General features: G+C 71.5%; 10 protein-coding genes. 4 read left to right on the forward strand and 6 right to left on the reverse strand.

Going from position 1 to position 7,704, the window contains the following annotated elements; genetic code table 11:
• Positions 1 to 25: 25 nt before the first annotated feature.
• From QNJ67_21920 to QNJ67_21935, 4 genes are all read left to right on the forward strand, one after another.
• Positions 26 to 370: a TraR/DksA C4-type zinc finger protein gene (locus QNJ67_21920; protein MDJ0611647.1), complete on the forward strand. Its 345-nt coding sequence runs from the start codon at positions 26 to 28 to the stop codon at positions 368 to 370.
• Positions 370 to 1,287 carry a DMT family transporter gene (locus QNJ67_21925; protein MDJ0611648.1) on the forward strand — a complete coding sequence of 306 codons (918 nt, stop codon included), beginning with the start codon at positions 370 to 372 and terminating at the stop codon, positions 1,285 to 1,287. The genes QNJ67_21920 and QNJ67_21925 overlap by 1 nt, the downstream gene beginning before the upstream one ends.
• Before the next feature lie 57 nt (positions 1,288 to 1,344).
• Positions 1,345 to 1,662 carry a heat shock protein HspQ gene (gene hspQ, locus QNJ67_21930; protein ID MDJ0611649.1) on the forward strand — a complete coding sequence of 106 codons (318 nt, stop codon included), beginning with the start codon at positions 1,345 to 1,347 and terminating at the stop codon, positions 1,660 to 1,662.
• A 189-nt stretch (positions 1,663 to 1,851) separates the two neighbouring features.
• A complete protein-coding gene (locus QNJ67_21935; GenBank protein MDJ0611650.1) occupies positions 1,852 to 2,061 on the forward strand; it encodes a hypothetical protein in 210 nt (69 codons plus the stop codon).
• Positions 2,062 to 2,097: 36 nt separating this feature from the next.
• Here the strand turns inward: QNJ67_21935 and deoA are convergent, their stop codons facing one another.
• From deoA to QNJ67_21965, 6 genes are all read right to left on the reverse strand, one after another.
• Positions 2,098 to 3,432: a thymidine phosphorylase gene (deoA, locus tag QNJ67_21940; GenBank protein ID MDJ0611651.1), complete on the reverse strand. Its 1,335-nt coding sequence runs from the start codon at positions 3,430 to 3,432 to the stop codon at positions 2,098 to 2,100.
• Positions 3,432 to 4,166, reverse strand: coding sequence for a deoxyribose-phosphate aldolase (gene deoC / locus QNJ67_21945; GenBank protein ID MDJ0611652.1), 735 nt, complete (start codon positions 4,164 to 4,166; stop codon positions 3,432 to 3,434). Before deoC ends, deoA begins: the two co-directional genes overlap by 1 nt.
• A complete protein-coding gene (locus QNJ67_21950; GenBank protein ID MDJ0611653.1) occupies positions 4,156 to 4,563 on the reverse strand; it encodes a cytidine deaminase in 408 nt (135 codons plus the stop codon). The genes deoC and QNJ67_21950 overlap by 11 nt, the downstream gene beginning before the upstream one ends.
• The gene (locus QNJ67_21955) at positions 4,560 to 5,534 is read right to left on the reverse strand and encodes an ABC transporter permease (protein ID MDJ0611654.1); all 975 of its coding nucleotides are present in this window, start codon (positions 5,532 to 5,534) and stop codon (positions 4,560 to 4,562) included. Before QNJ67_21955 ends, QNJ67_21950 begins: the two co-directional genes overlap by 4 nt.
• A complete protein-coding gene (locus QNJ67_21960; GenBank protein MDJ0611655.1) occupies positions 5,534 to 6,631 on the reverse strand; it encodes an ABC transporter permease in 1,098 nt (365 codons plus the stop codon). Before QNJ67_21960 ends, QNJ67_21955 begins: the two co-directional genes overlap by 1 nt.
• Positions 6,628 to 7,704 (reverse strand): ATP-binding cassette domain-containing protein (locus QNJ67_21965; protein MDJ0611656.1); only part of this gene is annotated, 1,077 nt, incomplete at its 5' end. The genes QNJ67_21965 and QNJ67_21960, both read right to left, overlap by 4 nt.

Here is a 7,704-nt window from a genome sequence, read left to right on the forward strand (position 1 = left end):
CGGACCATTGGAGGACACCACGCCCGTGGCAGAGGAGCCGGACTACGCGGCCTTCGAGGCCAGGCTCAAGGCGCGCCGGGCCGAGCTGCTGCGTCTCGGCGAGACCAGCGCGGAAGGGCGCCGGCCGGTGGAGCTCGATCAGACCCGGGTCGGCCGCCTGTCGCGCATGGACGCCCTGCAGGATCAGGCCATGTCCCTGGAGACCGAGCGGCGGCGGCAGATCGAGCTGAAACGCATCGAGGCCACGCTGCAGCGCCTGGCGGAGGGCGAGTTCGGATATTGCGTCCAATGCGGCGAGGCGATCGCCCTCAAGCGGCTCGACCTCGACCCGACCGCGCCACTGTGCATCGACTGCGCGGCCTTGGCCTGATGGTGACTTCCGCCCTGGAACCGGAGCGGGAGACGGACCCGCCGCGGCGGCGCTACGTCATCGGGATCGCCATGATCCTGGCCGGAGGCGTCTGCCTCAGTTTCGGCGGGCTGATCCTGCGGCAGGTCCAGGATGCCGGGATCTGGCAGGTGATCTTCTACCGCTTTCTCTTCATGACCCTGCTGCTTCTGGCCTTCCTCGCGCTGCGTTACGGCCGCCGCCTGCCGGCCGCCTTCGTCGCCACGGGCCGGGGCGGCCTCCTGATCGCGGCCGCCTTCGGCGGCGGGTCGGTGTTCTATGTTCTGGCGCTCGACCTGACCACGGTGGCCAACGCCATGTTCGTCCTGAGCGCGGCGCCGATCGTGACCGCCGTGCTCGGCTGGGCGGTCCTCGGCGAACGGGTGCCGCCGGTTACCTGGATCGCCATGGCCGGGGCCGCCGCCGGCATCCTCGTCATGGTGATCGAGGGCCTAGGCGCGGGCCGGCTCGCCGGCAACCTGGCGGCCCTGGGCACCGTGCTCAGCTTCGCCACCATGCTGATGGTGATTCGGCGCGCCAAGACGGTGGACATGGTGCCCGCGACCTGCGGGGGAGGCATCCTGGGCGGCGCCGTGGTGGCAATCTGGGTCGGCGGCGACCTGGCGATCGGCGCCAACGATCTGCTGCTCTGCCTGCTCATGGGAACCGGCCAGGTCGGCGCGGGATTCCTCCTGATCACCACGGGCGCGCGTTTCGTGCCGGCCGCCGAGGTCGCGCTGCTGGCGCTGATCGAGGTCGGGCTCGCGCCGCTCTGGGTCTGGCTATGGATCGACGAGGCGCCGAGCGGCGCCACCCTGGCTGGCGGCGCGATCGTGCTGGCGGCTGTCCTGCTGCTGCTGCTCCACCGGCTGCAGAGGGAACGCGCCGCACCGTCCTGACTTGTCGTCGTCACCATCCGTCACCAGCTAGGGGCTGGCAAACAGCGGAGGCGTTCCATGACGGGGTTCGAGGCCAAGTTCCACGTCGGCCAGTTGATCCACCACAAGTTGTTCGACTACCGGGGCGTGGTCGTCGACGTCGACGCCACCTTCCAGGGCAGCGAAGAGTGGTACGAGAAGGTGGCGCGCAGCCGGCCGCCCAAGGATCGGCCGTGGTACCACGTGCTGGTCGACGACGCGGACCACAGCACCTACGTCAGCGAACGGAACCTGGAGCCGGACACCTCGGGCGCGCCGATCCGCCATCCGGCCGTCGACCGCTTCTTCGGCGCCCTGGAGAACGGAATTTATCGCCGCCGCGACGGGACGCACTGATCCGGCCGGTTTCCCGGCGCGTAGACGCTCGGGTTTCTAATCCGTTAAGGCGTCTTTGATTTTTTCGCATGCCCCGGCTGTGGATTCGGCAGTGGTGTCCGGAACACACCGGCGGTATGTGAGCCCTCTAGACAACCGGTGCCGCTTGACCCGATGCAGGGTGGCGGCCTTGCTGCAAGGACACATGTCATGGCTTACGTCTCTACGCTGCCTACGACAGAGAACCGCTCCAGGCCGCTCTTCGGGCGCCGGTTGAACCTGCGCGAGTCCCTGGCCCTCTGGTTCGGGTCCGGCAGTTCGCTGTCGGAAGACCGCCGCTCGCTCGCTTACGAGCGCGCGCTCCGGGATCTCGACCGCCGGCAACTCAACGACATCGGCATCTATCGCGACGCCTGCTGATCGCCCGGCGGGCCGCCGCCGGTGGCGCCGCCGGGATCAGGCCGGGCCCGCGACCCGCGCGTGGATCAAAGAGCCGGGCGGCGGCCCGCCGTCGCCGATGGTGACCGCGCGTTTGAGCGCGGCGGCCGCCGCCAGAGCGGCGTCCCGGTCGCGGGCGTGGACCAGCGCGAGGGGGCGGTCGGGCCCCACGGCCTCGCCTGGACCGGCGACCTCGCTCAGCCCGACGGCGGGATCGACCGCATCCTCCGCGCGCCGCCGCCCGCCGCCCAAGGCCATCACGGCGAGGCCGACCGCCCGCGTGTCTAGCGCGGCGACGCGCCCGGGCCGGTCGGGCGCCACGGGCAAGACGGTCTCGGCCGCCGGCAGGTAGGCCCCGGACCGCTCCAGAAGGTCGGTCGGCCCGCCGAGGGCCGCCACCATGCGGGCGAAGCGCTCGGCGGCGGCGCCGCTGCTAAGGACCGTTTCGACCCGGTCGCGCGCCTCGACCTCGCCACCCGCCAGGCCGGCGAGGCCGAGCATCTCGGCGGCCAGGGCGACAACCACCTCCCGCAGGCGCAGTTCCGCCGGCGCGCCGGTCAGGAAGTCGAGGCACTCCGCGACCTCCAGGGCGTTGCCCGCGGTGCGGCCGAGCACCTGGTTCATGTCGGTGATCAGCGCGGTGGTCGGCAGGCCCGCCTGGGCGGCGACCTCGACGATGCTGTCGGCCAGGGCGCGCGCCTCTTCGATGCCGGTCATGAAGGCGCCGCTGCCGACCTTGACGTCCATCACCAGGCTCCCGAGACCGGCGGCCAGCTTCTTCGACAGGATCGAGGCGGTGATCAGGGGGACCGATTCGACCGTCGCGGTGACGTCGCGAATGGCGTAGAGCCTGCGGTCGGCCGGGGCGAGTTCGTCGGTCTGGCCGATGATCGCGCAGCCGACGTCGGCGACCACGGCCTTGAAACGCGCCAGGCCTGGCACGGCGCCGTAGCCGGGGATCGATTCGAGCTTGTCCAGCGTCCCGCCGGTATGGCCCAGGCCGCGGCCGGAGATCATCGGCACGGCGGCGCCGCAGGCGGCCACGATGGGCGCCAGCACCAGGCTGACCTTGTCCCCGACCCCACCGGTCGAGTGCTTGTCGACGACCGGCCGGTCGATTTCCCGCCAGTCGAGCGTGACGCCGGAGGCGGTCATCGCCCGGGTCAGTGCGGCGCACTCCGGCCCGGCCATACCTTGGAAGTACACCGCCATGGCGAAGGCGGCGACCTGGCCTTCGGTGATCGTGCCGTCGGCGAGACCGCGGACCAGGAACGCGATCTCGTCCCCGGTAAGCGCGGCGCCGTCGCGCTTGCGGCGGATGATCTCCTGGGGGAAGAAGGCCGCCTCGGGCATCAGGCCTCCAGCGTGGCGAGGACGTCGTCCAGCAGGCTCGAGGCGCCGATGCGGAAGGTGCCGGCGCTGGCCCAGTCGGGCCCCAGAATGCGGTCGGCCAGCGCCAGGTACTCGCCGGCCTGGGCGGTCGTGCGGATGCCGCCCGAGGCCTTGAAGCCGACGGACCGGTCGTGGGCCTCGATCGTCGCGAGAACGGCCCGGGCCGCGTCCAGGGTCGCGCCGGGCTGCCGCTTGCCGGTCGAGGTCTTGAGGAAGTCGGCGCCCGCCTCGATCGCCGCGCGCCCTGCAGCCTCGATGGTCTTGGCGGCGCCGAGCGCACCGGTCTCCAGGATCACCTTGAGCAGACCGCTCTCGCCCATCGCCCGCCGGACCTCGGACACCACGGCGATCGCGGCCGCCCGGTCGCCGGCCAGCCAGGTCTCGAACGGCAGTACGAGGTCGATCTCGTCCGCGCCGGCGTCGAGCGCCCGCCCAGCCGCCAGGGCCGAACGTGGCGGGTCGCAGGCGCCCGCGGGGAAGTTGATCACCGTGGCGATGGCGACACCGCTGCCGTCCAGGCGCGCGCGGGCCTCGCCGACGTGCTCGGGCCAGAGGCAGACCGCGGCCACGGGACCTCGCGGCGTCACCGCCATGGCGCAGAGCCCGGCGACGTCGTCGTCCCGGCCGTCGTTGAGCGACGTCAGATCGATCAGCGGCAGCACACGCCCGGCCATGGCTTTCAGGTTATCCGCCATGGCCGCTCCGCTCGAAGGTGAAACCGTGGGGCAGGAGTTCGCCCAGGCTGAAGCTGGCCCTGAGGCCGTCCGGCCCGCAGACGTGGACCGGCGTCTCGGGCCCGGCGAACTCGGCGAGCCGCTGGCGGCAACCGCCGCAGGGGGTGCACAGCGGCTCGCCCCCGGCCAGGACGACCACTTCGGCGATCCGGCGCTCGCCGGCGGCGACCATGGCGCCGATGGCGCCGGCCTCGGCGCATTGGCCCTGGGGATAGGCGACGTTCTCGACGTTGCAGCCGGCATAGAGGCCTCCGCCCGCCCCGCGCAGGCAGGCGCCGACCCGGAAGCCGGAATAGGGCGCGTGGGCGTTCTCCCGGGCCCGCGCCGCCGCCGCGATCATGTCTTCGAGCTGGCTCATCGTTCCTTCACGTAGGGGATGCCGCTGGCCTTGGGCGCCACGGCCCGGCCGACGAAGCCGGCCAAGAGTACCACGGTCAGGACATAGGGCAGCGCCTGGATGACCTGCACCGGAATTTCGCCGACCCCGGGGATCTCGACGCCCTGGAGACGGATCTGCAGCGCCTCGGCGAAGGCGAAGAGCAGGCAGGCGAGCACCGTCGGCACGGGCCGCCACTTGCCGAAGATCATGGCCGCCAGCGCCAGGTAGCCCTTGCCGGCGGTCATGTCGCGCACGAAACCGGCGGCGTGGGCCGTGGAGAGATAGGCGCCGGCGATCCCGCAGAGCGCGCCGCAGAGGATCATCGCCCGGTAGCGCAGGAAGGCGACCGAGATCCCGGCCGTGTCGACCGCCTGGGGGTTCTCGCCCACAGCGCGCAGCCGCAGCCCGAAGCGGGTGCGGTAGATCAGGACCGCCAGCAGCGGCACCAGGGCGATGGTCAGATAGACCAAGGAGTTGTGCCCGCTCACCAGCTCGGCGTAGAGCGGGCCGAACAGGGGCACGGTTTCCAGCGTCTCGGACAACGGCAGGGCCCAGCCGACGAAGCGCGCCCCGCCTTCCAAGGCGGGCGTCTGGCCGGCCAGGCCGAACCAGGCGATCGCCAGCGTCGGCCCCAGGCCGGCGACCAGAATATTGATCGCCATCCCCGAGACCACCTGGTTGCCGTTGTGGGTGACGCAGGCGTAGGCGTGGACCAGCGCGAAGGCCGTGGAGACCAAGACGGCCGCGAGCATGCCGACCCAGGCCGAGCCTGAGACCGCCGCCGCCGCCGCCGCGGCGAAGGCGCCGGCCAGCATCTTGCCCTCGAGCCCGATGTCGATCACGCCCGAGCGCTCGGCGATCATGCCTGCGAAGGCCGCAAGCACCAGAGGCGTCGCCAGGCGCACCGTGGCGTCGGCCAGCAGCAGGAGAATCAGCAGGGCCTCGCCCATCACGCGCTCCCCGGGGCGGCGGCAAAGAGCGCTTCGATCGGGCGCCGGAAGATGTTCTCGAGGGCGCCGCAGAACAGGATCACCAGGCCCTGAATGACCACCACCATGTCGCTCGTGAAGGTGGGGATGTCGAAGGCGAGTTCCGAGCCGCCCTGGTAGAGCGCGCCGAACAGCAGCGCGGCGAAGATAACGCCCACCGGGTGGTTGCGGCCCATGAGGGCGACCGCGATCCCGGTGAAGCCGAAACCCGCGGTGAAGCCGAGCATCAGCCGGTGCTGCACCCCCATGATCTCGTTCACGCCCATCATGCCGGCGAGGGCGCCCGAGATAACCATGGCGAGCACGATGTTGCGCCCGGGCGAGATGCCGGCGAAGACCGCCGCCCGCTCGTTCGCCCCGACGGCGCGCAGCGCGTAGCCCCAGCGGCTGCGCCAGAGGAACAGCCAGATCAGGAGGCAGCAGGCGAGCGCCCAGAGGAAGGTGATGTTGAGCGGCGAGCGGCCGGTCTCGAGGCCGAGCGCCTGCAGCAGCTCGTGGGCATAGGGCAGGAAGGTCGACTCGTCGAAGCGCACCGTCTGCGGCGATTGCTGGCCCGGCGCGATCAGGACCTCGACCAGGAGATAGTTGAGCAGGATCGCGGCCAGGAAGTTGAACATGATGGTCGTGATGACCGTATGGCTGCCGCGCGCCGCCTGGAGGTAGCCGGGCAGGAAGGCCCAGGCGCCGCCGAAGGCCGCCGCCGCGAGGATCGCCAGGGGCAGCACCACGGGCCAAGGCCAGCCGCCGAGCGCCAGACAGAGCAGCGTGACGCCGAGCCCGCCCAGCATGGCCTGTCCTTCGCCGCCGATGTTGAACAGGCCGCAGTGGAAGGCGATGGCGACGGCCAGCCCGGTGAAGATGAAGTTGGTCGTGTAGTAGAGCGTGAAGCCGAACTGCTCCCACGACCCCACGGCGCCCAGCACCAGCGCGCGCAGCGCGATCCAGGGCGACTCGCCGACCGCGATCACGACCAGCCCGCTGAGCACCAGCGCGGCCAGCAGATTGATCAGCGGGATGAGCGCCAGATCGACCCAGCGCGGCACGGCCAGCCGGGTCACGCCGCCGCGCCCTCGACGCCGGCCATCATCAGGCCGATTTCGCGGGGGTCGGCGGTCCGGGGATCGATCGGTCCCTGGATCCGGCCGTCGCACATGACCAGCAGCCGATCCGACAGGCTGAGCACCTCCTCGAGCTCGGCCGAGACGAGCACCACCGCCTTACCCGCGTCGCGCAGCGCGACCAGCCGCCGGTGGATGAACTCGATGGCGCCGATGTCGACGCCGCGGGTCGGCTGGCCGACCAGCACCACCGAGGGGTCGCGCTCCAGCTCCCTGGCCAGGACCAGCTTCTGCTGGTTGCCGCCGGAGAAGGAGCCGGTGCGCAAGACGGGGTCGGCCGGCCGCACGTCGAAGGCCGCCATCAGGCCGCGGCAGTGGCCGAGAATGTCCGGGCGGCGGCTGAGCAGCGGACCGTTGAAGTCCGGCAGGTCGTGGTAGCCGAGCACGGCGGTCTCGCTGGCGTCGAAGGAGGCGATCATGCCCATGCGGTGCCGGTCCTCGGGAACGTGGGCGAGGCCGAGGCGGCGCAGCGTGCGCGGCCTGCCGGACCCGCGCAGCGCCGCCAGGTCGCGGCCGTGCAGAAGGATGCGCCCGGAAGACGCGTCGCGCAGGCCGGCCAAGGCCTCGAGCAGTTCGCTCTGGCCGTTGCCCGAGACCCCGGCGACGCCGACGATCTCGCCGGCCCGGACCTCGAAGCTGACGTCCTTGACCCGCGCCACCCCGGCCCGGTCGACGACGCTCAACTGCTCGACCTGGAGCAGCGCCTCCCCGGGTTCCGCCGGAGCCTTCTCGACTCGCAGCAGGACCTTACGGCCGACCATCATCTCCGCGAGCTCCTCCTTGGAGGTCTCCTCGGTCCGCTTGGTGCCGACCACCGCGCCCGTCCGCATCACGGTCACCCGGTCGGTGACGTCCATGATCTCCTGGAGCTTGTGGGTGATCAGAAGGACGGTCTTGCCCTCCTCCTTGAGGCGGCGGAGGATCCGGAAGAGGTAGTCGGTCTCCTGGGGCGTCAGGACGGCGGTCGGCTCGTCGAGGATCAGCGTCTCGGCGCCGCGATAGAGCACTTTGAG

Source organism: Kiloniellales bacterium, assembly GCA_030064845.1.
GTDB lineage: Bacteria > Pseudomonadota > Alphaproteobacteria > Kiloniellales > JAKSDN01 > JASJEC01.